General features: G+C 44.5%; 24 protein-coding genes. 13 read left to right on the top strand and 11 right to left on the bottom strand.

The window, feature by feature from the left end:
• Window positions 1–81: 81 nt before the first annotated feature.
• The 4 genes from FBF61_RS17230 to FBF61_RS35590 are packed head-to-tail and all read left to right on the top strand — an operon-like array spanning window position 82 to window position 4,619.
• Window positions 82–1,017 (top strand): Ppx/GppA phosphatase family protein, encoded by a 936-nt coding sequence (locus FBF61_RS17230; protein ID WP_138479492.1) that lies wholly within the window; start codon window positions 82–84, stop codon window positions 1,015–1,017.
• Window positions 1,018–1,077: 60 nt separating this feature from the next.
• A complete protein-coding gene (locus tag FBF61_RS17225) occupies window positions 1,078–3,672 on the top strand; it encodes a zinc-dependent metalloprotease (protein ID WP_138479490.1) in 2,595 nt (864 codons plus the stop codon).
• Between the two features lie 3 nt (window positions 3,673–3,675).
• Complete coding sequence (locus FBF61_RS17220) at window positions 3,676–4,362, top strand: peptidoglycan DD-metalloendopeptidase family protein (RefSeq protein WP_138479488.1); 687 nt, start codon at window positions 3,676–3,678, stop codon at window positions 4,360–4,362.
• Between the two features lie 35 nt (window positions 4,363–4,397).
• Window positions 4,398–4,619, top strand: a complete 222-nt coding sequence (locus FBF61_RS35590) for a DUF6364 family protein (RefSeq protein WP_374756621.1) — start codon at window positions 4,398–4,400, stop codon at window positions 4,617–4,619.
• Between the two features lie 41 nt (window positions 4,620–4,660).
• Here the strand turns inward: FBF61_RS35590 and FBF61_RS17215 are convergent, their stop codons facing one another.
• From FBF61_RS17215 to FBF61_RS17200, 4 genes are all read right to left on the bottom strand, one after another.
• Window positions 4,661–5,890 carry an MFS transporter gene (locus tag FBF61_RS17215; protein WP_138479486.1) on the bottom strand — a complete coding sequence of 410 codons (1,230 nt, stop codon included), beginning with the start codon at window positions 5,888–5,890 and terminating at the stop codon, window positions 4,661–4,663.
• Window positions 5,891–5,991: 101 nt separating this feature from the next.
• Window positions 5,992–6,744 carry an SDR family NAD(P)-dependent oxidoreductase gene (locus FBF61_RS17210; protein WP_138479484.1) on the bottom strand — a complete coding sequence of 251 codons (753 nt, stop codon included), beginning with the start codon at window positions 6,742–6,744 and terminating at the stop codon, window positions 5,992–5,994.
• A gap of 48 nt (window positions 6,745–6,792) precedes the next feature.
• Window positions 6,793–8,490: a S41 family peptidase gene (locus tag FBF61_RS17205; RefSeq protein WP_138479482.1), complete on the bottom strand. Its 1,698-nt coding sequence runs from the start codon at window positions 8,488–8,490 to the stop codon at window positions 6,793–6,795.
• Between the two features lie 171 nt (window positions 8,491–8,661).
• Window positions 8,662–10,611: an acetoacetate--CoA ligase gene (locus tag FBF61_RS17200; protein ID WP_138479480.1), complete on the bottom strand. Its 1,950-nt coding sequence runs from the start codon at window positions 10,609–10,611 to the stop codon at window positions 8,662–8,664.
• A gap of 301 nt (window positions 10,612–10,912) precedes the next feature.
• On the opposite strand from FBF61_RS17200, the gene FBF61_RS17195 reads away from it, so the two are divergent.
• Complete coding sequence (locus FBF61_RS17195) at window positions 10,913–12,490, top strand: pseudouridine synthase (protein ID WP_138479478.1); 1,578 nt, start codon at window positions 10,913–10,915, stop codon at window positions 12,488–12,490.
• Window positions 12,491–12,584: 94 nt separating this feature from the next.
• Here the strand turns inward: FBF61_RS17195 and FBF61_RS17190 are convergent, their stop codons facing one another.
• From FBF61_RS17190 to FBF61_RS17170, 5 genes are all read right to left on the bottom strand, one after another.
• Window positions 12,585–14,114 (bottom strand): Do family serine endopeptidase, encoded by a 1,530-nt coding sequence (locus FBF61_RS17190; protein WP_138479476.1) that lies wholly within the window; start codon window positions 14,112–14,114, stop codon window positions 12,585–12,587.
• 216 nt (window positions 14,115–14,330) lie between these two features.
• A complete protein-coding gene (locus FBF61_RS17185; protein ID WP_138479474.1) occupies window positions 14,331–14,762 on the bottom strand; it encodes an Hsp20/alpha crystallin family protein in 432 nt (143 codons plus the stop codon).
• A gap of 241 nt (window positions 14,763–15,003) precedes the next feature.
• A complete protein-coding gene (rnc, locus tag FBF61_RS17180; protein ID WP_138479472.1) occupies window positions 15,004–15,750 on the bottom strand; it encodes a ribonuclease III in 747 nt (248 codons plus the stop codon).
• Window positions 15,751–15,765: 15 nt separating this feature from the next.
• Window positions 15,766–17,019, bottom strand: a complete 1,254-nt coding sequence (gene fabF / locus FBF61_RS17175; protein WP_138479470.1) for a beta-ketoacyl-ACP synthase II — start codon at window positions 17,017–17,019, stop codon at window positions 15,766–15,768.
• A gap of 43 nt (window positions 17,020–17,062) precedes the next feature.
• A complete protein-coding gene (locus FBF61_RS17170) occupies window positions 17,063–17,299 on the bottom strand; it encodes an acyl carrier protein (protein WP_015813362.1) in 237 nt (78 codons plus the stop codon).
• A gap of 231 nt (window positions 17,300–17,530) precedes the next feature.
• On the opposite strand from FBF61_RS17170, the gene kdsA reads away from it, so the two are divergent.
• From kdsA to FBF61_RS17150, 4 genes are all read left to right on the top strand, one after another.
• A complete protein-coding gene (gene kdsA / locus FBF61_RS17165) occupies window positions 17,531–18,343 on the top strand; it encodes a 3-deoxy-8-phosphooctulonate synthase (RefSeq protein ID WP_138479468.1) in 813 nt (270 codons plus the stop codon).
• A complete protein-coding gene (locus FBF61_RS17160) occupies window positions 18,340–19,008 on the top strand; it encodes a phosphatase PAP2 family protein (RefSeq protein ID WP_138479466.1) in 669 nt (222 codons plus the stop codon). Before kdsA ends, FBF61_RS17160 begins: the two co-directional genes overlap by 4 nt.
• 81 nt (window positions 19,009–19,089) lie before the next feature.
• Window positions 19,090–19,551: a GyrI-like domain-containing protein gene (locus FBF61_RS17155; RefSeq protein WP_138479464.1), complete on the top strand. Its 462-nt coding sequence runs from the start codon at window positions 19,090–19,092 to the stop codon at window positions 19,549–19,551.
• Window positions 19,552–19,595: 44 nt separating this feature from the next.
• Window positions 19,596–20,132: a DNA-3-methyladenine glycosylase I gene (locus tag FBF61_RS17150; RefSeq protein ID WP_138479462.1), complete on the top strand. Its 537-nt coding sequence runs from the start codon at window positions 19,596–19,598 to the stop codon at window positions 20,130–20,132.
• 38 nt (window positions 20,133–20,170) lie between these two features.
• Here FBF61_RS17150 and FBF61_RS17145 read toward each other — a convergent pair whose 3' ends face one another.
• Window positions 20,171–20,983 carry a glycerophosphodiester phosphodiesterase family protein gene (locus FBF61_RS17145; protein ID WP_138479460.1) on the bottom strand — a complete coding sequence of 271 codons (813 nt, stop codon included), beginning with the start codon at window positions 20,981–20,983 and terminating at the stop codon, window positions 20,171–20,173.
• 144 nt (window positions 20,984–21,127) lie between these two features.
• Window positions 21,128–22,045 carry a PfkB family carbohydrate kinase gene (locus FBF61_RS17140; protein WP_138479458.1) on the bottom strand — a complete coding sequence of 306 codons (918 nt, stop codon included), beginning with the start codon at window positions 22,043–22,045 and terminating at the stop codon, window positions 21,128–21,130.
• A 185-nt stretch (window positions 22,046–22,230) separates the two neighbouring features.
• Between FBF61_RS17140 and FBF61_RS17135 the strand changes: the two genes are divergently transcribed.
• The 4 genes from FBF61_RS17135 to FBF61_RS17120 are packed head-to-tail and all read left to right on the top strand — an operon-like array spanning window position 22,231 to window position 25,683.
• On the top strand, window positions 22,231–22,617 hold the full coding sequence (locus FBF61_RS17135) for a DUF5618 family protein (RefSeq protein WP_138479456.1): 387 nt from the start codon (window positions 22,231–22,233) through the stop codon (window positions 22,615–22,617).
• A gap of 33 nt (window positions 22,618–22,650) precedes the next feature.
• Window positions 22,651–24,153: a cysteine--tRNA ligase gene (cysS, locus tag FBF61_RS17130; RefSeq protein ID WP_138479454.1), complete on the top strand. Its 1,503-nt coding sequence runs from the start codon at window positions 22,651–22,653 to the stop codon at window positions 24,151–24,153.
• A 5-nt stretch (window positions 24,154–24,158) separates the two neighbouring features.
• Window positions 24,159–24,674 (top strand): DUF192 domain-containing protein, encoded by a 516-nt coding sequence (locus tag FBF61_RS17125; protein ID WP_138479452.1) that lies wholly within the window; start codon window positions 24,159–24,161, stop codon window positions 24,672–24,674.
• Complete coding sequence (locus FBF61_RS17120; protein WP_138479450.1) at window positions 24,658–25,683, top strand: M28 family peptidase; 1,026 nt, start codon at window positions 24,658–24,660, stop codon at window positions 25,681–25,683. Before FBF61_RS17125 ends, FBF61_RS17120 begins: the two co-directional genes overlap by 17 nt.
• Window positions 25,684–25,828: the final 145 nt, after the last annotated feature.

Below are 25,828 nucleotides of genomic sequence, written 5' to 3'. Positions count from 1 at the left end.
CAAGAAATAAGTCATTAAAATTAGGTTATTTTTGCAATCATTGCATTGAAAAAATAGCCTTTAACAGATTAGCGACCCGATATGAGCGACAGACTGGGTATTATTGATTTAGGGACCAATACTTTTCATCTTCTCATTGTCGAAAAAAATGGTGATGCTGTTAAGACAATTTTTCACGAAAGCAGGCCCGCAAGAATAGGTCTGGGTGGCATAAACCAGCGCATCATCCACCCCGATGCAGTCGAGAGAGCGCTGACCATACTTCATTATTTTCGCGAAAAGCTCGACGAATTTGCCGTGAAGGAAACACATACGCACGCTTTTGGTACCAGTGCGGTACGGAATGCCTCTAACAGAGAAGATTTCTGTTCTCAAATTAAACAGGAAACAGGTATTTCCATTAACGTTATTGACGGCAATCAGGAGGCTGAATACATCTATTACGGCGTCAGATATGGTACCGATCTCGGTGATTATCCTTCGCTGATCATGGATATCGGTGGGGGAAGCGTTGAATTTATCATTGGTAATCAGTCACAGATCTTCTGGAAACAGAGCTTTGAAGTGGGCGGGCAAAGGCTAATGGAAAAATTCATGCGAAACGATCCACTGTCACAGGGCGACAGAAGAAGCCTTTATAATTATTTTGAAGAAAACCTGATCCCGCTGGCCAATGCGGTCCATCAATACGCACCAAACAAACTGGTAGGCTCATCAGGCACATTTGATACCCTGATCGACATAGATTATCATCACCGAACTAACACCTGGCCACCAAAAACGGAAACCGATTTCCAGCTTTCCATTGAAGAATTCTACCGAATTTATGAGCTGATCCTTTCCGGCAATCATGAAGCCCGAATGAACATTCCCGGCATGATCGAACTGAGAGTCGATATGATCGTAGTGGCAGTTTGCCTTGTTGATTATGTACTTAAGACCTATGGCATCAGGCAGATTCAGGTTTCGAGCTATGCACTGAAAGAAGGTGTAATAGCTGAACTATTAACAAAATAATACTACATGTTTTAGTAAATTCCGCCTTATTTATCGTCTAAATTATTCTATTCACATTCCATGAGAGTTATACGGTACCTTCTTCTGACGGCGCTTGCGGTCCTTTGTTTTAGCAATGCTGAGGCTCAAAGAAAGAAAAGGAAGGAAAAGGAGAAAGAGAAACAGGAAGATGTCAAGATAAATAATGCGGTCGATGCTGTTGCTACTGCCGTTAAGGAAAAATTAAAAGACGAGAAAAAGAAAGCTCCAAAACCCTTCAAAGACCTGATTGATACCACTACTTCCATCAGCCAGAAGGGAATGATATCTGTCCACAAAGTAGATAACAAATGGTATTTTGAAATACCGGATTCGCTGCTCAATCAGGATATCATGGCTGTGACCCGCTATTCAAAAACGGCAGCCGGGGGAGGTATTTTCGGAGGCGAGGAAGTTAACAAACAAATGATCCGCTGGGAAAAGGGCTATGATGACAATATTCTGCTTCGATCGGTGACCATTGTAGTAGCCAGTCCCGACAGTACCAAGCCTATTTTTAAGGCCGTAAAGAACTCAAATTCTGATCCGATCATAGGCGTTTTCGACATAAAAGCTGAGAAGAAAGAGGCGTCTGGAAATACATCGTTGATTGATGTAACGGACTTTTTCAATGCTGATAATCAGGTATTTTCGCTCAATTCGGTCAGCAAGCAGCTACTTAAGCTTTCGACATTTAAAAAAGAGGCGTCCTATATTGATAAAATCAGAACCTACCCTATCAACACTGAAATCCGCACGGTAAAAACCTTTGTGGTTGTCCCACAAGTGCTGACACCCTCGCCGATCCCATCCATAGGCCAATATTTACCTTCCGGGCTGGACGCCGGAGTAGTAACCATGGAACTGAATACCTCACTGATCCTGCTTCCGAAACACCCGATGCGCAAAAGGTTTTTTGACAGCCGTGTGGGTTATTTCGCAAACCAATATGCGATTTTCGGGGAAGAATCACACCGATCAGACCATGAAGTATTTGCCGTTCGCTGGCGCCTCGAGCCCAAAAATGCAGAAGATGTAGTTCGCCAGAAGAACGGCGAGCTGATCGAACCCAAAAAACCGATTGTATACTATATCGATCCCGCAACGCCTGAAAAGTGGCGGAAATACCTGAAAGCCGGTGTAGACGACTGGCAGGTTGCTTTTGAAAAAGCCGGCTGGAAAAATGCGATCCGCGGAGAGTACTGGCCGGAAAATGATACAACGATGAGTCTGGAAGATGCCCGCTATTCGGTAATCCGCTATTTCGCGGCTGACATCCAAAATGCATACGGGCCAAACGTACATGATCCCCGGAGCGGTGAAATTCTCGAAAGCCACATTGGCTGGTATCATAATGTAATGCGGCTGTTGCGGAACTGGTATATTATCCAGGCCGGTGCCGTGGACCCCAACGCCCGGAAGAAAAAATTCGACGATGAACTGATGGGCCAGCTGGTCCGTTTTGTGTCTTCTCATGAAATCGGCCATACCCTGGGGCTTCGGCATAATATGGGCGCCAGCTCGGCGACGCCTGTCGAAAAACTCCGCGACAAAGACTGGATCAGCGAACACGGTCATACGGCCTCAATAATGGATTATGCGCGGTTCAATTATGTGGCACAGCCCGAAGATGGGATCACGGACCTTTTCCCGAGGATCGGAGATTATGACAAATGGGCCATTCAGTGGGGTTACAGCAATTTTGATGATGCAAAGGATACCGCGTCAGAAAAGGCCCTCCTGAACACCATGACCGTTGAATCCTATAAAAATCCGCGCTTGCATTTTGGAACCGAAATCAGCCCGTATGACCCCAGGTATCAAACAGAAGACCTGAGTGATAATGCCATGAAAGCCTCTGAATATGGCATTAAAAACCTGCAAAGGATTCTTCCCAATCTGATAGAATGGAGTAAAGAGGACGGCGAAAGCTATAAGGAACTGGATGAAATTTACAGCAATGTCGTGGCTCAGTATCGACGTTACCTGGGGCACGTGATCAAAAATATTGGCGGGATTTATGATACACCGACTACCTATGATATGGAGGGGCCTACTTTTACAACGGTGCCAAAAACCACCCAAAAAGAAGCGGTTGATTTTTTGAATGCACAATTGTTCAAAACACCTTCCTGGTTGCTCGACCAGACCATACTGAATAAAATTAAACCGGAAACCGGCGTTGAGGCTGTGAAAGCACTCCAGGAGTATACGCTGACAACCCTTTTCGCAGGCGACAGAATGGTGAGACTGATGGAAACTGGCCTTTCCAACAAGTATTATACGCTTGATGAGCTTTTCACAGACCTGGAAAGCGGGATCTGGGCGGAAACAAAAACTGGCAAAAGCATCGATTTGTACCGCAGGAACCTTCAAAAGGTTTACATCGAAAAGCAGATCGATCTGCTACGTCCAGGAAGGGCTAACGTACTTTCGGTGCCTGTGGGGATCACTTACGGATACTCGACACGCGTTGTAGAGCTTACAAAAACAGATTTGCCATCGGTAGCCAGGGCTCATCTGGAATCCTTAAAAACTACCTTGCAGACTGCTCTTCCGAAAACGAGGGACAAAATAACCAAATACCATTTGCAGGACGTACTTCACAGAATCAGGCAGGCACTCGACCCGAAATAAGACATGCAATCTATTTCGCATATTTTACAGGAGCATTCGAAATTTGAGAAGGTTATCATGGGCTCCAGACCTTACAGAAGACTGGATTTTTCAGAAAAAACCCCAGCATTGCTGAGCCTTGACCTCTCAGACACTTCTGTTTTTTCAGCTTATGTTTTTCAGGAACTCCTCTTAGAAAACACTTACACTGGCATCGGAGGATATGCAGAGAACAGGGTCATTTACCGGCAGCGCGGGCATTTTATGAGTGGTGAAGGAAATTCGAGAAGTATTCATCTGGGTACTGACATCTGGACTGACGCCGGGGAACCCATTTATGCTCCATTGGCCGGGAAAATTCACAGTTTTGCTTTCAACGATCATTTTGGAGACTACGGGCCGACTATTATTCTGAGCCATAACCTTCATGGATTAGAATTTTTCACACTCTACGGCCATCTTTCCCTGGCCTCACTCGATAATTTATATCCGGGAAAAATAATTGCAGGCGGGGAAAACTTTGCGTCCATCGGCTCTTATCCCGAAAATGGCGACTGGCCGCCACATCTACATTTTCAGGTTATCAAAGATATCGGGAACTACTCGGGAGATTTTCCAGGCGTCAGTAGTATACAAGATTCTGCCCACTACCTCTCGATTTGCCCTGATCCGAATCTGATTCTGAGAATTCCTGGAAATGAGCGCTTCTGATAATTAAAAAACAAATATGCGCATTCTTTAAATTTATGCGCATCTTCATTTCTATGAAAACGAGGCTAAACATAACTATTGAAAACAGCGTCCTTTCTCAAATGAAAGACTATGCTGCATCAAAACAAACGACTGTCTCTCAAATAATTGAGGACTACATGCGTAGTATTGTCAAATCGCCTTCAAAAAGAAAAATATCCTGGAAGTCGTTGACCAGTTGGAAGCGCCTCACAATATCGACGGCAAACAAGATTTAAAAAAGCATTTTACTAGAGCAGTCGGATAAACCTCCTTACTATCAGGCGGTTTTCTTCTTCTCAAGATTAGGCAAAAAACCAGTAATCAACCCGATAAGAGGCAAGAACGAACAGACATTGAAAACATACTCGATACTGGTTTTATCCGCCAGATTTCCAAGAAGAGCAGAACCGATCCCTCCTATTCCAAAAGCAAAACCAAAAAACAAACCGGCGATCATACCGACCTTGCCCGGAATCAGCTCTTGTGCATACACCAGAATCGCAGAAAAGGCCGAGGACAAAATCAACCCGATCACACAGCTTAACACCCCCGTCCAGAAAAGATTGACATAAGGCAATGCGAGCGCGAAAGGTGCCACACCCAAAATAGAAATCCAGATCACATATTTCCGTCCGATACGGTCACCAACAGGCCCGCCAATAAACGTTCCTGCTGCTACCGAGAAAAGGAACGCAAAAAGATATATCTGCGAATTCTGAATAGAAACGCCGAATTTATGGATCAGATAAAAAGTAAAGTAGCTTGAAATGCTCGCCATATAAATGTATTTGGAAAAAATCAGCAACAACAAAATTCCCACTGAAAAAACAACCGTCCGGGTAGGAAGCTTGACCGCCTGGTGCGTAACATCGGCTGATTTCTTAGTCGAGCGATCCATATTGGCTTTGTACCAATTACCTACCACCGATAAAATAAATATGGCAAGCAATGCTACGAGCGAAAACCAGATGATCTGAAAACGTCCGTAGGGAAGAAGGATCATCGCAGCGAGCAACGGCCCCAATGAACTTCCGGCATTACCACCCACCTGAAAAAGCGACTGAGCCATGCCATGCCGCCCGCCAGAAGCCATGTGCGCCACCCGCGATGCTTCCGGATGAAAAACAGCCGAGCCAATACCTATTAGTCCTACTGAAAGTAAGACGATGTGAAAACTGTCGGCGAGGGACAACGAGACCAGACCCAACAATGTAAAGCACATTCCTATTGCCAATGCATAGGGTTGCGGCCTTTTATCGGTGTACAGTCCAACCAGTGGCTGCAAAATAGATGCGCTCACCTGAAACGTGAAAGTAATAAGTCCTATCTGAGAAAAACTAAGCTGAAACGAATCCTTCACCATGGGATAGATCGAAGGGATCAGCGATTGCATTGTATCGTTCAGCAGATGCGAAAAACTCAATGCCAGCAATATTGGAAAAACGGTTTGCCCCGATTCAGCTGCAACCACTCCGGACGCAGCAGTTCTTTGTTGGATTATTTTCATATACGTACGCAATAGTCCTGAAATCCCACAGCAGGGTGCCGTGGTTTTTCAAGACGCACAAAGTTATTAAATCCGTCAAAGAAAAATAGAGGATCTTAAGGTTACTTCCTGTGAATAACTGTCGCTTCGGATTGCGCCCCGGCAAGAATCGTAATGTCGGCAATGGTTACACGGGCCGGTGCATTGACTGCGTAAAAAATAGCATCAGCGATATCCGACGCCTGTAACGGATCAAAACCCTGATAGACTTTTTCGGCACGACTTTCATCTCCTTTAAATCTGACCAGAGAAAATTCTGTCTCTACAGCACCTGGCGCGACGTTGGTAATTTTGATGCCATGCTGGGTCAGTTCGAGTCTCATGCCTTCGCTGATAACCTCCACCGCAGCCTTAGAAGCGCAATAAACGGCTCCATTCGCATACGTCTGCTTTCCGGCGATCGAGCTGATGTTAACGATATGTCCGGTACCACGTTGCAATAACAAGGGAATAACGGCTTTTGAAACATAAAGAAGCCCTTTCACATTTCCATCGATCATCGAATCCCAGTCATCGGTATCGCTTTCAGCCAGAGTGCCAAGTCCGTGTGCGTTTCCTGCATTATTGATCAGTATATCAATATTTTTCCAGTCGTCGGGCAACGATCCGATCATAGCCAGCACGGCCCCTTTATCACGAACATCAAAGACAAGGGTAGTGACGCGTACTTTTGAAGACAATGCATCTGCGATCTCGGTTAGTCGTTCCTGACGGCGGCCACAGATGATAAGATCGATTCCGTTTTCGGCGAACACTTCTGCCGTGGCCTTTCCGATGCCGGACGTAGCTCCGGTAATTAATGCAATTCGGGACATTACTGAGATTATTTTACGCTGGTAGTATTGAGCCAAGTGTGGTTCAACTTATTTTTTGGGTAGATTCAGGCTGCTGAACTTTCCTTTTTCAAGCTGTGCCGCCTGACTGAAAAGCTGGACCGCCTGCTGATAAACATTGTCTGTCGGGTTAAGGACCTGAAAAACTTCATTATTTAATCCGCTTTTCTGTTTTCTGCCCCAAACATAACGTCCGACTATCGCCTTGGTCTGGGCAATAATAACAGGCCTTGAAAGATTAAGTTCTTTTTCATTCGGTTTGATCCCTGCTTTCGAAGCGTCTTTAACCAGTTCAGCCAGCATTGCGTCCGAAACTTCAAACGATTTCAAGTATTCCTGAAAAGACTGTTTTTCCAGTTTTTTCTGATTTTCGTTGGCAAACCTAAGCGCATATTCCCGGATTATATTTTTTGAATAAAGCTCGAAAAGATATTTGCTGTTCAGGAGCGTATCTTTCGGCACAAAAACATCAGGAGTAATGCCCCCACCACCATAAACCGTGCGACCTCCGTCGGTTTTGTAGACTTTGCTTTTATCAAATTTGATACTATCGGCATTAAACAATTCGCCGCTTTCATATCTGTGAGACAGATCCTGGCTGTAATCCTCGCCTTTACCCAGTTCGTACGGTTTCTGGATGCTTCTTCCGCTTGGCGTAAAATATCTTGAAATAGTCAGCCTGAGTTCCGAACCGTCCGAGAGCTTGATCGGCATTTGTACAAGACCCTTTCCATAAGATCTTCTTCCAACGACCAATGCGCGGTCATGATCCTGCAAAGCCCCTGCCAAAATTTCAGAGGCCGATGCACTGCCTTCATCCACCAACACAATAAGTGGCCCCTGCTCAAACATCCCCTCAACATGCGATCTGGTTTTTCTGTCAAATCTGTTGTCTTTCCCTTCGGTATAAACCAGCAATTTATCTCCTGAAATAAACTCGTCTGCCATGCTCGTCGCACGCTCCATATACCCACCCGGATTTCCACGCAGATCGAGGATCAGGTTTTTGAGACCATCCGCTTTCAATGTTTTCAAAGCAGATTTGAACTCATCGAAAGTGGTTTCCGAAAACCGGCTCACTTTGATATATCCGATCTCGTGATCAACCATGTAGGCTGCATCAACAGAATAAGTAGGAATTCTGTCCCGGACAATCGCAAAATTCATTGGATCTTTCAGCCCCGTCCTTTCGATGGAAAGATCTACTTTCGACCCTCTTTTTCCTCTCAGCAGCTTATAAACCTGGGCATTTGTAACGCCAGGTCCGGAAAGATTTTCATTGTTTACCGAAATGATACGGTCACCACTCTGGATCCCGGCCGTTTCGGAAGGCCCGCCGCTCAGCGGGGTTACCACATACACAGTATCGTTATAAATATTAAATTCAACCCCTATCCCATCGAACCCGGATTCCAGCTGAGAACGGGCCGCAGTAGCTTCTTCGGAATTAAAATAGGCAGTGTGAGGATCCAGTTTTTCAAGCATTTTGGAAATAGAATAATCCACCAGCTCATCGGTATTAACAGAATCAACATAGTTATTATCGACAAGCATCAGCACTTCCCGGTATTTTGCATACCCTTTTGCCACGTCAGAAAGCTTTTTTCCACCGCTGAAAAACGTGCTGCCTAAAAGCACTCCGGCGGCCAGCGTAATACCGATAATGATCGGCAGACGAACTACCGAACGTGAATTCTGAATCGGGGTTTGGGGTTTTTCTGGATGCATACTGCTGTGATTTAAAAAGGAGTGACAATGCTGCTGCTTATCGAAGACATAATTTATTAACGTGAAATAAGCGATTTTGATTGCTTAAAGCAAATGCCTGTGACTGTTGATTTTAGTGAAAATCTGAATTAACAGTGCATCAAAATGCCAGTGGACTTTTTAGCTGGATCATTATATAAATGCTTTTAGTGACTCGGGGTTACGAATTGTATCCAGATTGATGTATTTGGCCGGATCCTGCCCCATCAAAATCCTTTTCACTGGGGTCTCCATTTTCTTGCCGTTTACCGTGTAAGGGATATCGTTTACCTGCTCAATCGTATCGGGTACATGACGCGGACTATATTGCGACCGGAGCACTTCTTTGATGTTATTTTTCAGCTCATCTGATAGTTTTTTGTCCTTTGCCAGCACCACAAAAAGCGAAATAGTACCGCCCCCGTCCGCCTTCTCAAGATAAACAGCCAGGCTGTCTTTAACGTCAGGAATACTTTCTACAGCCCGGTAAATTTCAGCGGTCCCGATCCGGACGCCACCTCTGTTCAGAGTAGAATCCGATCTTCCGGATATGACGACCGATTTTCTGGAGGTCGTTTTAATCCAGTCACCATGGCGCCAGATGTTTGGATATGTGCTAAAATAACTTTCCTCATATTTTACCTCATCTTTATCATTCCAAAAATAAATGGGCATGGAGGGCATAGGCTGCGTTATCACCATTTCTCCCAACTCATCTTCCACGGGCCTGCCGTCCTCGTCAAATGCTTCCACTTTACATCCGAGCATCCTGCACTGAATCTCCCCGGCATACACTGGCAAGATAGGACAGCCTCCCACAAAGGCTGTACAAACGTCGGTTCCCCCGCTGAGCGAGATCAGCCACACATCTTTTTTGATATGCCTGTAAATCCATTCATAAGCTTCCGGTGTTAGCGGCGAGCCGGTTGACCCAATGGTTTCCAGGCTATTAAGGCGTTCGGATGTAATGCTTACACCAGATTTCATCGAAGAAATGAAATAGGCGGCTCCGCTTCCAAAATGGGTAATTTTTGCATTTTCCGCCAATGACCAAAGAACCTGCGAAGACGGATAAGCCGGGGCTCCGTCGTAGATTACCAATGTGGCGCCGCAAAGCATAGAGCCGAGCGCGTAATTCCACATCATCCAGCCGGTTGTTGAATACCAAAAATACCTGTCACCAGGCTTTACGTTCTGGTGCAAAGTCAAGGCCTTATAATGTTCGAGCAGGCAGCCTCCTACGCTATGCGTAATTGCCTTCGGTTTTGCAGTGGTGCCCGAAGAATACAGCACCCATATCGGATGATCAAAAGGAACAGGCGTAAATTCAATTCCGAAATTGAGCAGATGAAGAATATCTTCCCAAGAGGTAAACCTTTCCGGTCGCGACGGCGAATTGATATAGCTGATCATCACAACATCTTTTACAGAGGGCAGTGAATAAGACAGATCATGCGCAAAGGATGTAATGTCAAAAGTTTTGCCGTTGTAAGAATATCCGTCTACGACAAAAAGCACTTTGGGCTCGATTTGTAAAAAACGGTCTATAATCGCTGTCTTGCCAAAATCAGGTGAGCACGACGACCATACCGCACCAACTGCGTTCGTCGCCAGAAAAGCAACTATAGTTTGTGGAATATTAGGCATGATAGCCGCAACCCTGTCGCCCGGTTTCACCCCCCGCTGCCTGAGCCAGGCAACCACCGCGGCCACTTCTGATTCCAGTGTTTCCCAGGATATTTCTGTTAAAGCAGTCTGTTCGGATTGAAAAATTATTGCGGGACGGTCTTTCGTTTTATTTCTTAAAATATGCTCGGCATAATTGACCTTGGAACGTGTAAACCACTTGGTACCGATCATTCCATGCTGCGGTTTTTGCAAAACCTGAAGGTACAGGTCATGCGACTTGATATTGAAATAATGCCAGAGACTTTCCCAAAAATCCTCCAGATCCGTCACCGACCATTCCCATAAGTCATGATATGAACGAAAATAAAGTCCTTTTTTAACGAACAGCCAATTCATGAATTTCCTGAGATTGGATTGCTCCATTAAATTTTTTCCCGGCTTCCAAAGAGGCTGGGGCTGTACATCCGTTGACATATTCAATTCAATGTTGAAGGTAAGAAGCAGAGAAATAGGGCCCTAAAACGGGAGTAACGAAATAGTACTAATAAACGCTCTTTTAGGAATTTTGGCATAAAATCAAACAAAAATATTTACTGAAAAAATAGCGTATCTTTGTACCCTGAAAATTAAAATCACCTAAGTACTCTGATCATCAGATACGTTCGTCAATGCGTTTTAGCGACTTGATGTTGAGCAACACTCACAATCACCGCTAACCAATTACGCACAAAATTTGTTAAGAGGAAAAAATTCCAGTAGTGATACTGCATTCCTAATGAGAAAAAGAACAAACAGTCCGAAGGGAGCAGATGCTTCGCGCCCTTCGACCGGTGGGCAAAAAACCTTCCGCAAAAGCAACGATGGAGCAGGCCGCTCATTTACAAAATCCCGTCCGGAAGTTGAGAGCCGTTTTAGTAAGCCCAGCATTAAAAAATCCAGTCTGAGACCAGCTTCCAGATCAGAAAATACCGGACAAAGTGCCCGCCCGAATTATGATCATGAGAAAGCGCCTTCTGAAAGGCCTCGCTTCGACAAACCTCGCTTTTCAGGACCAGGCGCCGACAAATCCGGTTCAGAAAGACCACGTTCCTTCAAACGTGAAGAAGGAGCAAAAGACGGACGAAGTCCTCGTGAGTTTAATCCTGCAAATAGAAATAATCCAGAAAGACCCCGCTTCGAAAAGCGTGGGGACGATAGACCTTTCAACAAGGAAGCCCGGACATTCAAGCCACGGGAAAATTTCAATCCACGGGAAAGATCTGCAGGCGACAGACCTGAAAGACCACGTTACGGCGAAACAGGCCGGAGCAAAGACGAAAGGTCGTCAGTATCAAAAAGCGAGTTCGAACGGAAAGACAGGCCTGCAAGACCGGATGCTGACGAAAGACCACGTTCTTCCGGCTATGAACGCCCGGCCCGTGATTTCAAACCTGCAGGTGAACGTTCTTTCGACCGTACCAGGAAACCAGCCTTTAAAAAAAAAGATGAGCTGAACCCGGATAGTATTTCCGGAGAAGAAAATACCGCCCGTACAGAAGATCGTAGTGGAGTGGATCGCCGGGTAGGGCGTTTCGAAAGTGCGCCACGTTATAATCTCGCTGGATACGAAAAGAAAGGTTCCGCTCCCAAGCCGAAGGAGGAAAGCAATGAAATCCGTCTGAACCGCTACATAGCCAATGCGGGCATTTGCTCGCGGCGCGAGGCGGACGATTTAATTTCTTCGGGCCAGATTTCTGTGAACGGAAAAACGATTACTGAAATGGGTTATAAGGTAAGACCGACTGACGTAGTAAAATACGGAAAGAAGGCGCTGAATCCTGAAAAAATGGTGTATATCCTGATCAATAAACCAAAGGATTACATTACAACTACTGACGACCCGGAAGAACGCAAGACTGTCCTGGATCTTATTACGGGTGCTTGTTCGGAGCGAATTTATCCGGTAGGACGTCTGGACAGAAATACCACCGGCTTGCTGCTCATGACCAATGACGGAGAGCTCGCTGAAAAACTGACCCACCCCTCCGGCGGTATTAAGAAAATTTATCAGGCGGAACTGGATAAGCCCATTACCAACGAAGATTTTGAATTGCTACAGGCAGGCCTTGAATTAGAAGATGGTTTTATCCGGCCTGACGAAGTTGGTTTGGTGACTCCGGATGCGATGGTTGTAGGACTGGAAATTCACAGTGGCAGAAACCGGATCGTTCGCCGGATGTTTGAACATCTTGGCTATGAGGTTCAGAAACTGGACAGAACTGTATTTGCAGGGTTAAACAAAAAAGATCTTCCTCGCGGAAAATGGAGATTCCTAAGCGAAAAAGAGGTTATAAAGCTGAAATATATGCTATAAGCCTGCGAAGAACTGTATACATAGAGTAAAATGAAACGGGCCTGAATGTCAAAACATTCAGGCCCGTTTCATTTTACATATTATCCTGGTCCTATTACAACCTGAACCCAAAGGAGTAAACATCGTATGGAGCATCAGGATACAAGCCTTCAAACTGCACCATTGACTCTTCCTTACCAGCTATCGCACTCTGGAATTCTTTTACTGACTTCACGGCTTTTCCATTTACCTTGGTAATGATAAAACCTTCTTCAACACCAGAGCGAGCAAGTTTACCTCCTGAAATAGAGAGAACTTTTACACCACCATCCACTTTGTAGCGGGTCAGACGTTGTTTTTCCTGATCACTCAAGTTTCCGAATTCGGCGCCTAATGTCGACATTACCGCCGCACTTTCGTCACGTTTGATAATGTCTGATCCTCCTGTACGGTTGCGAAGCGTAATGTTCAGATCTTTCTCTTTACCATCACGGTTTACAGTCAGATTAACTTTATCGCCAGGTTTGTGTAAACCGATAGACTGCTGCAATTCAGGAATTGAATGGATATCCATACCATCCACTTTTACAATTACATCCCCTTTATTCACGCCACCAGCCTGTGCAGCACTATTTTCGGTAAAATCACGAACGTAAACTCCGTCGTTTACTTTCACGCCATATTCTTCCGCTTTTTTGCTATCAAGATTGTCCAGGGAAATCCCTAGGTAACCACGCTGCACATTACCGAATTTGATCAGATCGCTTGATACTTTTTTAACAATGCTCGCAGGAACTGCAAAAGCGTATCCGGCAAAACTACCCGTCGGGCTTGCAATAGCTGTATTAATACCGATCAACTCACCCTTCAGGTTGACCAATGCACCACCACTGTTTCCAGGATTTACTACGGCATCAGTCTGAATAAATGACTCAAGAGGAGAATCCCCTGAAGCGGCCGAGGTAGGTGTGACCCCATTTCTACGGCTGGATTGTCCGATAATTCCCAATCCACGGCCTTTTGCACTCACAATACCCGCAGTAACGGTCGACTCAAGATTAAAAGGGTTACCTACTGCTACTACCCATTCTCCAACTTTTACGGCATCGGAATTTCCCAAAACAACTGCTGGGAGGTTTTTTGCCTCGACCCTAATTACCGCAATATCCGTAGAAGGATCCGTTCCGATTACTTTAGCTCTGTATTTACCCTTGTTATGCAGCGTCACTTCCAATTCCTGAGCACCTTCGACCACGTGGTTGTTAGTTACGATATAACCGTCAGAAGAAATAATTACCCCTGAACCAGAGGCCTCTGATGATTGAGGGCCACGTGAGCCCCCGTCAAATTCGTCGCCGAAAAAATCACGAAAGATATCCGGGATTTGTTGTCCGCGTGAAGCCCGACGGGTCATTGTTGATTTGATATGGACTACGGTAGGTGTTGTAGCTTCAGCAGCGTATACAAAATCCCCTGGGGCACCAACCGGCGCACCGGTTGAAGTAAAACGTGCAATGGATTCTGTGGGAGCCTCTTTAAAAATTACATCCTTCTCGCTATCAGTACCTAGTAGTTTAAAGCCGGCAAGAGTTGAAGCGCTTGAAATCAACCCAACCAACACTAAACCTTTCCAATTTGTTTTCATAGACATATGTTGGGGTTTTTATTTTTGAATTAAATAACGCAAAGTGAATAACAAACTATTCCAGCATCGTGCTCATTTAACATATTTTAACAAAGATATTCTATTTGGTAAGTCCTTAAAATACCCTGCCAGCCAAACGACACTTTTGCTGCCTCGTGTAATCATCAAAAAAGGCGCTATTCAAAAAATAACGCCTTTTAAAATTATGAAATTTTATTACGCAATCTCAATTTCACGGGCTGGTTTTTCTTTTGCTTCTTCACGTTTAGGCAAAGCAACGTACAAAATTCCCTCAGCATAATTTGCCTCTATTTTATCTCCGTCAACACTGTTCGGCAATGTAAAGGTGCGTTGGAATGAAGTATATTTGAATTCCTTGCGGGTATATTTCTCGTTGTTTTCTTCATTCTTTTGCTCCTTCTGAGCGGAGATCGTCAACTGGTTTTTTTCCAGGTTTAATTTGAAATCAGATTTCTGCAAACCAGGTGCAGCCAGTTCAATCCTGAAACCCTCGGTACTTTCGACGACGTTCACAGCAGGAACACTTCCTGAAAACGCAGGTGTATTGAACTCGTGGAACAGGTCTTTACCGAAAAAGCCGTTAAGATAAGATTGGTTTGCGAAATGGGTTTTTACTAAAGTGCTCATTGTTATAAGGTTTTTATTGTTTTAGATTTTAGACCTACCCTTGCGGTAATGCTCTCTTTATAACAACATCCATTCCTTGAAACAAAAGACGCAAAATAACTGCCATATTGGCCGAATTCACCAACGCCCCCACAAAAATAATGACAAAAAGACAGATCTTGGCCGCACAGACTGACCAAACATACATATCTGCCGTTTTCGAGAGAAGATAGACTATCTGAATATAAATTGGGAGAAAATATTATCGAAGTTCGAGCAAGGCACAGGCCTGTTCAGAAGCGGACTGCTCAGCTTTTTTCTTGGTAAATCCATTGCCTGTAGCAAAAGGCTCGTCATTTACCAGAATCTGGGAGATGAATTCGCGGTGGTGGCGGGTACCACGCTCTTCAAGGATTTCAAAGCGGATTTCCTTTCCTTCCCGCTGGGCCCATTCAATGATCAGGCTCTTGAAGTTCGCATTGTTCTGAATGATACTATCCAGATCATAATGCGTGATGAGTTTGCTGATAATAAAAGTGCGGGTGAAGCGAAAACCTTTATCAAGATAAATGGCGCCGACAAACGCTTCCAGGGCATCGCCGTACATAGAGGATCGTGGCGACATGCCGCGCCTGTTCCCATCGTATTCGATCAGATGGTCGAGGCCCAATTTGCGGGAAATCTGGTTGAGCGATTCGCGATTTACGATCCTGGAACGGATCTCGGTAAGGAAGCCCTCATCTTTGTAAGGGTATTTTGTAAAAAGAAACTCAGCGACAACCATACCCAGAACGGCGTCTCCGAGATATTCGAGGCGTTCGTTGGATTCACGAAAGCCTTTAATAGCCGTTTCACGGGAGGCTGATGTGTGACGAAAAGCAAGTTGATACAAGCCAAGATTGGAGGGCCGGTCACCAATTACATGAGCAATCGATTCCTTAAATTTTTTATCCTCAGCGCTTCCGGTTCTGAAAAGAGAGAGTATCGGTATAAGAATTCGCTTTGCCAAAAGGTAATAAGTTAATCAGCCTTCATACTTTTTAAAAATGACGGATGCATTGTGACCGCCAAAACCGAAAGTATTACTTAGGGCAATATTGACCTCGCGTTTCTGAGCCTGATTGAAAGTAAGGTTCAACCTGGGGTTAATCTCCGGATCGTCTGTAAAATGATTGATCGTAGGCGGGATCACCTGATCTTTAATAGCCAAAATACAGGCAGCTGCTTCTATTGCACCCGCGCCACCCAATAAATGGCCGGTCATAGACTTGGTGGAGCTGATGCTCATTTTATAGGCATGCTCTCCAAAATACTTTTCAATCGCCTTGATTTCCTGAGGGTCACCTATCGGGGTAGAAGTACCGTGGGTGTTGATGTAGTCAATGTCTTCACGCTGAAGTCCTGCGTTTTCCACGGCATTTTTCATCACCATGAAAGCACCCAGTCCCTCGGGATGAGGAGCGGTGATATGATAGGCATCAGAAGACATTCCGGCCCCGATCATTTCCGCATAAATTTTGGCACCGCGTGCCTTTGCATGGTCAAGCTCTTCCAGGATAATGGCCGCTCCGCCTTCTCCAAGGACAAAACCATCACGGTCTTTATCATAGGGGCGGGAGGCAGTTTCCGGTGAATCATTCCTTTCCGACAACGCTTTGAGGGCATTAAAACCTCCCACTCCCGCAATGGTGACAGCTGCTTCCGAGCCTCCGGAAATACATACATTCATCATACCCAGTCGGATATAATTATATGCATCGATCAGAGCGTTCGTTGCAGAGGCACACGCAGACACCGTAATAAAATTAGGCCCGCGGAAACCATTGCGAATCGAAATCACTCCCGACGCACTGTCAACAATCATTTTTGGAATAAAGAAAGGATTAAATCGCGGAGTTTTGCCGTTTTCGGAAAAGTTCATCACTTCTTCTTCAAAAGTTTTTAAACCCCCGATTCCGGTACCCCAAATCACACCGGCTTTGTCAAGATCAAGCGTATCTGTGTCAAAGCCGGCGTCCTTCATTGCCTCATCAGAGGCAATGACCGCGTATTGGGTAAAAGGATCCATTTTACGTGCTTCCTGACGAGGAATGTAATTATTGATATCCAGGCCCTTCACTTCACAGGCAAAACGTGTACGGAACTTTTCAGCATCGAAATGCGTGATAGGTGCCGCTCCGCTCACACCTGCAACCAAATTTTTCCAAAAGGTAGAAACATCATTTCCAATGGGTGTTAATGCACCCATTCCTGTAATTACAACTCTCTTAAAACTCATAAAATAGAGACAGAAATTGAAGATGATACTGGACTAAAACGAATTATTTAACGTTTTCTTCCAGATATGCAACGGCCTGGCCAACAGTACCAATGTTCTCTGCCTGGTCATCAGGAATAGATAAATTGAATTCTTTTTCGAATTCCATAATCAATTCAACGGTATCTAGAGAGTCCGCTCCCAAGTCGTTCTGGAAGTTTGCTTCTGGCGTTACCTCCGACTCTTCAACGCCGAGTTTTTCGACGATAATTTGCTTAACTCTTTCTGCAATTGCTGACATTTTATAATCACTTTTTGGTTAAAATCGCAACAAAGAAAGATATTTCAGTTCACTTTTTCAAAATTTTTTTAGTCGGCATCTTTTATTATATCCGGCCGGTAGAAAATAAAAAAAGCAGAAAATCAAATGCTTAAAGCCATCCCCTTAAGAAATCTCCTGATTGTATAAAGAACATTCGAGATAACTGTACATTCGCAGAACTTTTGTCAGAAAATAAAGAATAGCATTAAAATGATTTCCATACCGAACTTAAAAAATACAGATTCACCATTGTTCTTTCTGATGGCCGGGCCTTGTGCGATTGAAGGAAGGGATATGGCGCTACGGATTGCTGACCATATCGTGAACATTACTGATCGTCTGCGTATTCCATATATTTTCAAGGGTTCTTACCGGAAAGCCAACCGTACTAAAATTGATTCATTCACCGGTATTGGGGATGAAAAAGCACTGAAAATCCTGAAGGAAATCGGCGACACATTTGGCGTACCTACCGTGACTGATATACACGAATCGTATGAAGCAGCTTTCGCGGCGGAGTATGTGGATGTCCTGCAGATACCCGCTTTTCTATGCAGGCAAACAGAGCTACTGGCAGCAGCTGCAAAAACAGGAAAGGCAGTTAATGTCAAAAAAGGGCAATTCCTGTCCGGTGCATCCATGCGGTTTGCCGTGGAAAAAGTGAATGAAATAAATCCTGCATGCCAGGTATTGCTGACGGACAGAGGTAATACCTTCGGTTACGGAGATTTAATTGTGGATTACCGTAACTTGCCGGAAATGAGCGCTTTCGGCGTGCCTGTTGTGATGGATTGCACACATTCGCTGCAACAGCCAAACCAGAGCTCCGGAGTAACAGGCGGTAAACCCAAGCTAATTGAGACAATTGCCAAGGCTGCGATTGCAGTCGGGGCCGACGGATTGTTTATAGAAACGCATTTTAACCCCGCTGAGGCGAAATCAGATGGCGCCAATATGCTACCGCTCGATCAGCTGGAAGGACTTTTGGAAAGACTGGTGCGTGTACGTGAAGCAATTCTATGACGCGGCATTTTCTCAGGACGCAATTATTCTGCCTCCTTATTCTCAGCGGTTTACTACCTTCATCCTCTTTTGCCCAGGCCGATACGACGCTGTGGGTAGTTAGGCCAGTTGATGTGATAGCACCTGCCTCACTGGCAATTGCCGGATTACTCACACAAGGAAAAATAAGCCGGCATCTGCAGGAAAATGTCGTTTCAAGATACCCTCATTTTCACTCGAACATCGACGACTATTTACCCTATGCCCCGGGTGTTATAAGCCTGGGACTGGCCGCGTCAGGTGTTAAGGGGAAACATTCTCTTGGTGACCAGGTTATTCTGGCCTTGCTGTCCAATGTAATAGCCCAGGGAGTCACGCAAAGCCTTAAAAGAGTTATCCGGTATCCCCGTCCAAATGGCGAAGATTACCATTCCTTCCCTTCCGGGCATAGTACCACTGCTTTTACAAATGCAACCATTTTACACGAAGAATATGGTCAGCGCAGTGTTTTGTACAGCATAGGCGGTTACGGAACTGCTACAGCAGTAGGCACACTGAGAGTATTTAATAACAAACATTGGCTGGCCGATGTTTTGATGGGTGCCGGCGTGGGGATCGGCGCTACCAAGGTGCTTTACATCAGTTACCCCTGGCTTCAGAAAACTGTCAGAAAAATGAAACATTAGAAAATAAAATCCGCGCAGCTGACATAGGGTTGTCATTCAGGATATTTTTATTTGCCTGAAACCAACTTAGAAATTGCAATTATGGAAGTCAAGAGGATCCAGCCGATACATGTTTTGTACTTCGAAACCCATACATCTCTGCGTGAAATTTCCGAACATGTTCGCATAGTAGCGCGAGGTTTATATCAGGATGCGGTAAAAAACGAACTGGAGGTTACGGGACCGGTTTACTGGATTTACGAAGGAGCTGACGGTCAGCCGGACACAAAATTCAAACTGACTATCGCGTTGCCGGTCACACCGGATGAGACCGAATTGTCAGGATCTACGTTTCAGTTCAAATATCTTGAACCCTTCGAATGTGTTGCAGGACAACTCTATGATAGCTGGGATAAACTTGGTAATATGTATGGAAACCTGATCTTGGCATTGAGTGCAGATAGCCTGATGATGAGCGGGCAAAACAGGGAAATCTATTTGAATATGGATTTTCAGCATCCTGAAAGAAATATAACCGAAGTTCAGATCGGTATCCGGAGGTAATCCTGATTCACCGAACTACGTCTTTAATATGTACTCTTTTTATCATGTCATACTGTAATTACATTATCAATAACCCGTCGGAAAATTCTGATTATTTATTGCATAAACATTACCACGATAACCAATACGGCTTCCCGATCGACAATGATGACGAGCTCTTTGGCAGGCTGCTTCTGGAGATTAACCAGGCAGGACTTAGCTGGACGCTAATGCTCCGAAAACAGGAAAGCTTCAGAGCAGCATACAGCAATTTTTCAATTGAAAAAGTAGCGCAATATGATGACGGAGACCGGGAAAGGCTTTTGCAGGATCCGGGGATTATCCGAAACCGGCTGAAAATCAATGCGGCCATTATTAATGCCCAAAAAATCCTTGAACTGAAAAAAGAATTTGGTTCATTTAAAAAATGGCTTGACGCAAATCACCCTTTGACCAAAGCGGAGTGGGTTAAGCTCTTCAAGAAAACTTTTAAATTCACCGGGGGCGAAATAGTAAATGAATTTTTGATGAGTACTGGCTATCTGCCCGGCGCCCACGATGATGATTGCCCGGTGTTTTTAAAGTTGGCAAGTAATAGATAACTATTTTGCCACGGATACACGGATTTTCACGGATAAACCTACCTGTAGTTATTTGCCTGAAGATATTGTATCAATTCCCGGGGCTTGTCGGTTTGTAATCCCTGTACTTCGTTATTTAACGCATCTTTCCATGATACAGGCCCCTCCTCCGGGCTTTGTACATCCAGCCAGACCGATACGCCGAGGGCTTGAGCAGCTCGCGCCATTTCAGGATCAGACACGTTATCAAGAACCTTTACATTTGTTTTCTCAAGAAACTGAACGAGTTGCTCTTTCGTGACAACTTCTTTGGCCAGGCTGGTCATGAGGGGCAATTGGGGCGCAATATCTTTCCAGTGGTGGTATTGTGTCGGCTTATTGAGATAAACCACGATCTGATTTTCCATTCCGGCAGCCTTGATCTGCTTCCAGGTTTCCGCCACATCGGCATCTTTAAAATCCAGGTAAATATGGATCTTATCCTTGCAAAGCGCGAGTACTTCCCGGAATTCCGGAATACGGTGCGTTTTTTTATTTCTGTTAAAAACCTGCAGTTTTTTCACTTCAGCTAAGGTCATTTCATTTACCCTTCCCTTTCCGTTGGTTGTCCGGTCTACGGTTGCATCGTGCAACACGATCAGATGCCCATCCTTGGTGGTCCTTAAATCAACTTCAACATAATCGGCCCCGCAATCTGCGGCTTCTCTGTACGATGCAAGCGTATTTTCCGGAGCAGTTACGTGGTTACCCCTGTGGGCGATCACGATAACCTTGTTTTTGCTTTGCGGCAGACCGCCTGTATGCTGTTGGGAGCGCCCTGGAAGAGATATTGCAGACAATAAAAACAACCCTATGATATTCCTGAGTAACATATAAATTATTGTATTAGGAGTAAAAGCAATGTAATAATCTTGAACAGGCAAATTATAACGCCGTTAATAACGCAAAAAAGCCTGCAAGCAGGGTGTGTGAATTCCCTTTCTTACAGACTTTTCAGTGATCATTCCATTCGAATGTTATTGTATCTCAAAACTAGACAAATTCACAAATTCCTGTACCCGGCTTTTTATTTCCTCTTGAGAAAGATTCACCAGACGTTCCGTACCGAATTTTTCAACACAAAAAGAAGCCATAGCAGATCCGTAAATAATAGCCCTTTTCATATTGTCAAAAGAAATATCGTCGGTGCTCGCGAGATACCCTATCAATCCTCCTGCAAAAGTATCACCGGCGCCGGTCGGATCAAAAACTTCTTCAAGCGGCAATGCAGGAGCAAAAAATATGCGTTCACCCTGGAACAGCAGCGCACCGTGTTCGCCTTTTTTGATAATCAATGTTTTTGGTCCCATTTCCATAATTTTCGCCGCAGCTTTCCGCAACGAATATTCGCCTGAGAGCTGGCGCGCTTCTTCGTCGTTGATCGTCAGCAGATCCACCAGTTTCAGTACTTCTTTCAGATCATCCATCGCAATGTTCATCCACAGGTTCATGGTGTCAAGCATGATCAGCTTGGGGCGTTTCGCCATGCGTTCGATGACCAGTTTTTGCGTGGCAGGAACCGTATTACCGAGCATCAGATACTCCGTTCCCTGATATGATACAGGAATAACAGGATTAAAATCAGCCATTACATTCAGCTGAGTTTCAAGCGTATCCCGGGTGTTCATGTCTTCATGGTACCTTCCAGACCAAAAGAAAGTTTTTCCCTCCTTTACGATTTCAAGACCTTCGGTATTGACGCCATGTTCCTCCAGAAGAGAGATCATTTCTTGTGGAAAGTCACCTCCTACCACGGCTACGAGATTGTTTTGTTTGGTAAAATAAGATGCAGCTAGTGTGATGTAAGTGGCAGCACCGCCGATAATTTTATCTGTTTTTCCAAAAGGTGTTTCGAGGGCATCAAATGCAACAGATCCTACGGTTAGTAAACTCATAAATTATTACTGTATTGATTTTAAGTTAGTTTGGTCTTGATCTTAATGAAAAAAACGCAGCGAAGATAATCAAATCGGTCGAATAGCATCAGGCCCGCACGGCATTATGCCAAACTGTTACAAATCAAATCATCGGTTATTTGCTATTTTTGTAAAATCACCACTCTAAACATTTACACATACTTATGGAAGCCATTACCGAAGCAAGAAGGCACATTGACAATGCAAAGGATTTTTTGAGCAACAATGCAAAAAAACAGGATGGGATTTATCATGACAAAAAATACGTCAAGATCGCGGGGCATACTGCATATACCGGCGTCCTGCTTGCACTGAATGAACTATTGGGAGAAAAAAATAAAAAGACCCCGAAAAGTGTAGAGTGGTATCAGCTTGAGTTGAGCAGAGTTGATAAAAGTTTACTGGCCAATTTTACAACGGCTTATCAAGTCCTGCACATTGACATGGGTTACCAGGGAAGCAAAAGTGCAGAATTAGCTAAAATTGGTTTACAAAACGCAGAGAAAATCATTAGCTGGGTTGAAACCCGATTAGAAAAAAGGCAACATTAATTCAGAATCAGTTTTTAGTAAGTACAAACATACATGACCGAACAGACATACCAGCCCCTTAAAATATTCAATACGCTTACCCGTAAGAAGGATCTTTTTGTACCGATTGCTGCTCCTTATGTCGGAATGTATGTTTGCGGGCCAACGGTTTATAATAATGTCCACCTAGGAAATATCCGGACTTTTTTATCCTTTGATATCCTATACCGCTATCTCACTCATATCGGTTATAAAGTTCGGTATGTCCGCAACATTACCGATGTTGGGCACCTGGTAGGCGATGGCGAGGAGGGCGAAGACAAAATTGGTAAAATGGCCAAGCTGCAAAAGCTTGAACCTATGGAAATCGTGCAGCGGTATACCAATGATTTCCATGATGTTTCAGCAATTTTCAACCTGCGTACACCCAGCATTGAGCCTACTGCAACCGGCCACTTGATCGAACAAATCGAAGCTGTAAAGACATTGATCGAAAAAGGAGCAGCTTACGAGTCCAATGGTTCAGTATATTTTGATATCAATAAATACCAGGCCGGCGGAAATGAATATGGAAAACTTTCGGGCAGGATCATTGAAGACCTTCTGAACGAAACCCGCGAGCTTGATGGGCAGGCAGAAAAACGAAATCCGCTGGACTTTGCGCTCTGGAAAAAAGCGAGCCCCGAGCATATCATGCAGTGGGATTCGCCATGGAGCATGGGATTTCCCGGCTGGCATCTCGAATGTACCTGCATGAGCGCCAAATATCTTGGCAAACAATTTGACATCCACGGCGGTGGCATGGACCTGAAATTCCCGCATCATGAATGCGAAATTGCACAGGGAAAATCGCTGACCGACGAAGAGCCTGTAAGATATTGGATGCATACCAATATGCTGACTGTCAACGGACAAAAAATGTCGAAATCGCTCAACAACTCATTCCTCCCTGCTGAGCTGTTTTCGGGAAGCCACGAATTACTGGATCAGGCATACAGCCCTATGACAGTCCGGTTTTTTATGCTGCAAAGCCAGTACCGCAGCACCCTCGATTTTTCCAATGAAGCATTAAAAGCCGCGCATAAGGGATATAAAAAACTGGCGAACGGATTGAGAATTGCAAAGTTACTTACGTACGTCCACGAGGAAGGCATAGCCGCAGACGAGGCTAAGAAAACGGATATCGAAAAATCGATAGACGGTTTTTATGCCGCCATGAACGACGATCTCAACACTTCGGTAGCCTTTGCAAACCTTTTTAATTTACTCAAATACATCAATATGATCAACATGGGGCAGTTGAAAACGGCTGCGCTGGGTGAGGCGGTTTACACATCATTGATAGAAAACTTTGTCTCTTTCTTTGAAGATGTTTTGGGCCTTAAAGAAGAATTCAGTGAAGGCCACGCGGTACTCGACGGAATGCTGAAACTTTACCGCGAATTTAAACTATCCCAGAACTACGAAAAAGTAGACGAAATCCGTTCTTATTTTAAAAATCAGGGGCTTGTGATCCGGGATACCAAAGTGCGGATCGATTGGGCTTATGAAGAATAAATTTTATGAGAAAAAGGCAGTCGGTACTGGCGTATATTTTATTGGGCGTTTTTCTGCTGGGCGGTCTGTCCTATTTTTTGGTACCCTTTCTGACTACGAGAAATAAATCTGAAAGCAAATCCTCCAATTCTGCTCCGGCATCGGTTAATTTTACAAAAGAAGGCGAGGTGACTTTTTGGCGGGACGGGAAAAAACTCCGGAAAATAGACGTCGAAATTGCCGAAAACCAGGCTGAGAGAAGCAAGGGATTAATGTACCGGCCATATATCCCAGACTCTGTGGGCATGCTTTTTATCTTTGAACAATCGGCCCCGCAAGGATTTTGGATGAAAAACACAAGTATCCCGCTGGATATTATTTACGTGGATGAAAATAAAAAAATCGTTTCCATCGCGAAAAATACAAAGCCCTATTCCGAAGAAAGTATTCCTTCGCTCGGAAATGCGCAGTATGTAGTAGAGGTGAATGCCGGGTTTAGTGAACGCAACAATATAATTACTGGAGATGCTATTTCTTTCTAAAAAGCTTTTTTTGAGAAGATTACCGATTATACTTTTTATAATATTTTCAATCTGCGCATGTAATACCAATGACAGTTCGGAACAATCTTCGGAGCAGGCGCCCAAGCTTGTAAAAAGCCCGGATTTCAATGCTGATTCTGCTTATCTTTTTGTCAAAAAACAGGTTGATTTCGGACCTCGCGTTCCTAATACCGTACCCCATAAAATATGTGGGGATTATCTTGTTTCAACATTGAAGAAATACGGCTTGCAGGTAACAGAGCAATCATTTATTGCTACTACATATGACGGAAAAAAACTGAATGCCCGGAATATCATCGGCAGTTTTAATCCGAAAGCGGCAAAAAGAATTCTTCTCACTTCACATTGGGATTCGCGCCCGGTTTCAGATGCGGATTCAGTCGTAAAAACAAAGCCGGTTCCTGCCGCCAATGACGGGGCGAGCGGCGTAGGCGTAATTCTGGAAATTGCGCGTGTGCTTTCACTTCAGTCTGCAAAGCCCGATATCGGTGTGGATGTGATCTTTTTTGATGCCGAAGACTGGGGCAATTCAGAAGAGGCTACTGACGAATACAGCGGTTTTTGCCTCGGCTCCCAGCATTGGGCCCAAAACAAACACATTCCCGACTATACTGCTTACTTCGGGGTTTTACTTGATATGGTCGGTGCCAAAGGCGCTACTTTTCTGAAAGAAGGTTATTCTGTCCAGCTGGCTGACGGAGTGGTGAGGCAGGTTTGGAACACGGCAAGCCAGCTTGGTTACAGCAATTATTTTATCGATCAGAGAGGCTCGGCCATTACGGATGATCACCTTCCGGTGAATAAAGTGGCGCACATTCCGATGATCGATATCATTCATACCCAGCAGAACAATCTTGCCCATACATTCTTCGATCAGTGGCATACTACCCACGATACCATAGAAAACATTGATCCAAAAACGCTGAAAGCAGTCGGTCAAACTTTGATACAGGTGCTTTATCAGGAAGCGGAAGGGGAGGCGATTTGAAAGGAGTCAGAAGCATCAAGGGGCTGATAATGACGTTGTTAGTCATAAGTTGTCATTTGTGGTCATTTATAGTCATTAGGTAGTTGAGTGGTATGATTTGTCATTTTAGTCATGAAATTGAAAAACAATAAGTGACAATAGATGA

This window comes from Dyadobacter bucti, assembly GCF_005869225.1.
Taxonomy (GTDB): domain Bacteria; phylum Bacteroidota; class Bacteroidia; order Cytophagales; family Spirosomataceae; genus Dyadobacter; species Dyadobacter bucti.
The sequence above is the reverse complement of the archived record's forward strand: the minus strand, read 5'-3'. Positions and strand labels throughout refer to the sequence as shown.

Bases quoted from the DNA above. Each gene is read 5' to 3' on its own strand.
- FBF61_RS17225 (WP_138479490.1), top strand. From the start codon at position 1,078: ATGAGAGTTATACGGTACCTTCTTCTGACGGCGCTTGCGGTCCTTTGT.
- FBF61_RS35590 (WP_374756621.1), top strand. From the start codon at position 4,398: ATGCGCATCTTCATTTCTATGAAAACGAGGCTAAACATAACTATTGAA.
- FBF61_RS17150 (WP_138479462.1), top strand. From the start codon at position 19,596: ATGTCATACTGTAATTACATTATCAATAACCCGTCGGAAAATTCTGAT.
- FBF61_RS17190 (WP_138479476.1), bottom strand. From the start codon at position 14,114: ATGAAAACAAATTGGAAAGGTTTAGTGTTGGTTGGGTTGATTTCAAGC.
- FBF61_RS17185 (WP_138479474.1), bottom strand. From the start codon at position 14,762: ATGAGCACTTTAGTAAAAACCCATTTCGCAAACCAATCTTATCTTAAC.
- FBF61_RS17170 (WP_015813362.1), bottom strand. From the start codon at position 17,299: ATGTCAGCAATTGCAGAAAGAGTTAAGCAAATTATCGTCGAAAAACTC.
- FBF61_RS17195 (WP_138479478.1), top strand. From the start codon at position 10,913: ATGAGAAAAAGAACAAACAGTCCGAAGGGAGCAGATGCTTCGCGCCCT.
- FBF61_RS17200 (WP_138479480.1), bottom strand. From the start codon at position 10,611: ATGTCAACGGATGTACAGCCCCAGCCTCTTTGGAAGCCGGGAAAAAAT.
- FBF61_RS17215 (WP_138479486.1), bottom strand. From the start codon at position 5,890: ATGAAAATAATCCAACAAAGAACTGCTGCGTCCGGAGTGGTTGCAGCT.
- cysS (WP_138479454.1), top strand. From the start codon at position 22,651: ATGACCGAACAGACATACCAGCCCCTTAAAATATTCAATACGCTTACC.
- FBF61_RS17155 (WP_138479464.1), top strand. From the start codon at position 19,090: ATGGAAGTCAAGAGGATCCAGCCGATACATGTTTTGTACTTCGAAACC.
- FBF61_RS17160 (WP_138479466.1), top strand. From the start codon at position 18,340: ATGACGCGGCATTTTCTCAGGACGCAATTATTCTGCCTCCTTATTCTC.
- FBF61_RS17230 (WP_138479492.1), top strand. From the start codon at position 82: ATGAGCGACAGACTGGGTATTATTGATTTAGGGACCAATACTTTTCAT.
- FBF61_RS17220 (WP_138479488.1), top strand. From the start codon at position 3,676: ATGCAATCTATTTCGCATATTTTACAGGAGCATTCGAAATTTGAGAAG.
- FBF61_RS17145 (WP_138479460.1), bottom strand. From the start codon at position 20,983: ATGTTACTCAGGAATATCATAGGGTTGTTTTTATTGTCTGCAATATCT.
- FBF61_RS17140 (WP_138479458.1), bottom strand. From the start codon at position 22,045: ATGAGTTTACTAACCGTAGGATCTGTTGCATTTGATGCCCTCGAAACA.
- fabF (WP_138479470.1), bottom strand. From the start codon at position 17,019: ATGAGTTTTAAGAGAGTTGTAATTACAGGAATGGGTGCATTAACACCC.
- kdsA (WP_138479468.1), top strand. From the start codon at position 17,531: ATGATTTCCATACCGAACTTAAAAAATACAGATTCACCATTGTTCTTT.
- FBF61_RS17125 (WP_138479452.1), top strand. From the start codon at position 24,159: ATGAGAAAAAGGCAGTCGGTACTGGCGTATATTTTATTGGGCGTTTTT.
- FBF61_RS17135 (WP_138479456.1), top strand. From the start codon at position 22,231: ATGGAAGCCATTACCGAAGCAAGAAGGCACATTGACAATGCAAAGGAT.
- FBF61_RS17120 (WP_138479450.1), top strand. From the start codon at position 24,658: ATGCTATTTCTTTCTAAAAAGCTTTTTTTGAGAAGATTACCGATTATA.
- FBF61_RS17210 (WP_138479484.1), bottom strand. From the start codon at position 6,744: ATGTCCCGAATTGCATTAATTACCGGAGCTACGTCCGGCATCGGAAAG.
- FBF61_RS17205 (WP_138479482.1), bottom strand. From the start codon at position 8,490: ATGCATCCAGAAAAACCCCAAACCCCGATTCAGAATTCACGTTCGGTA.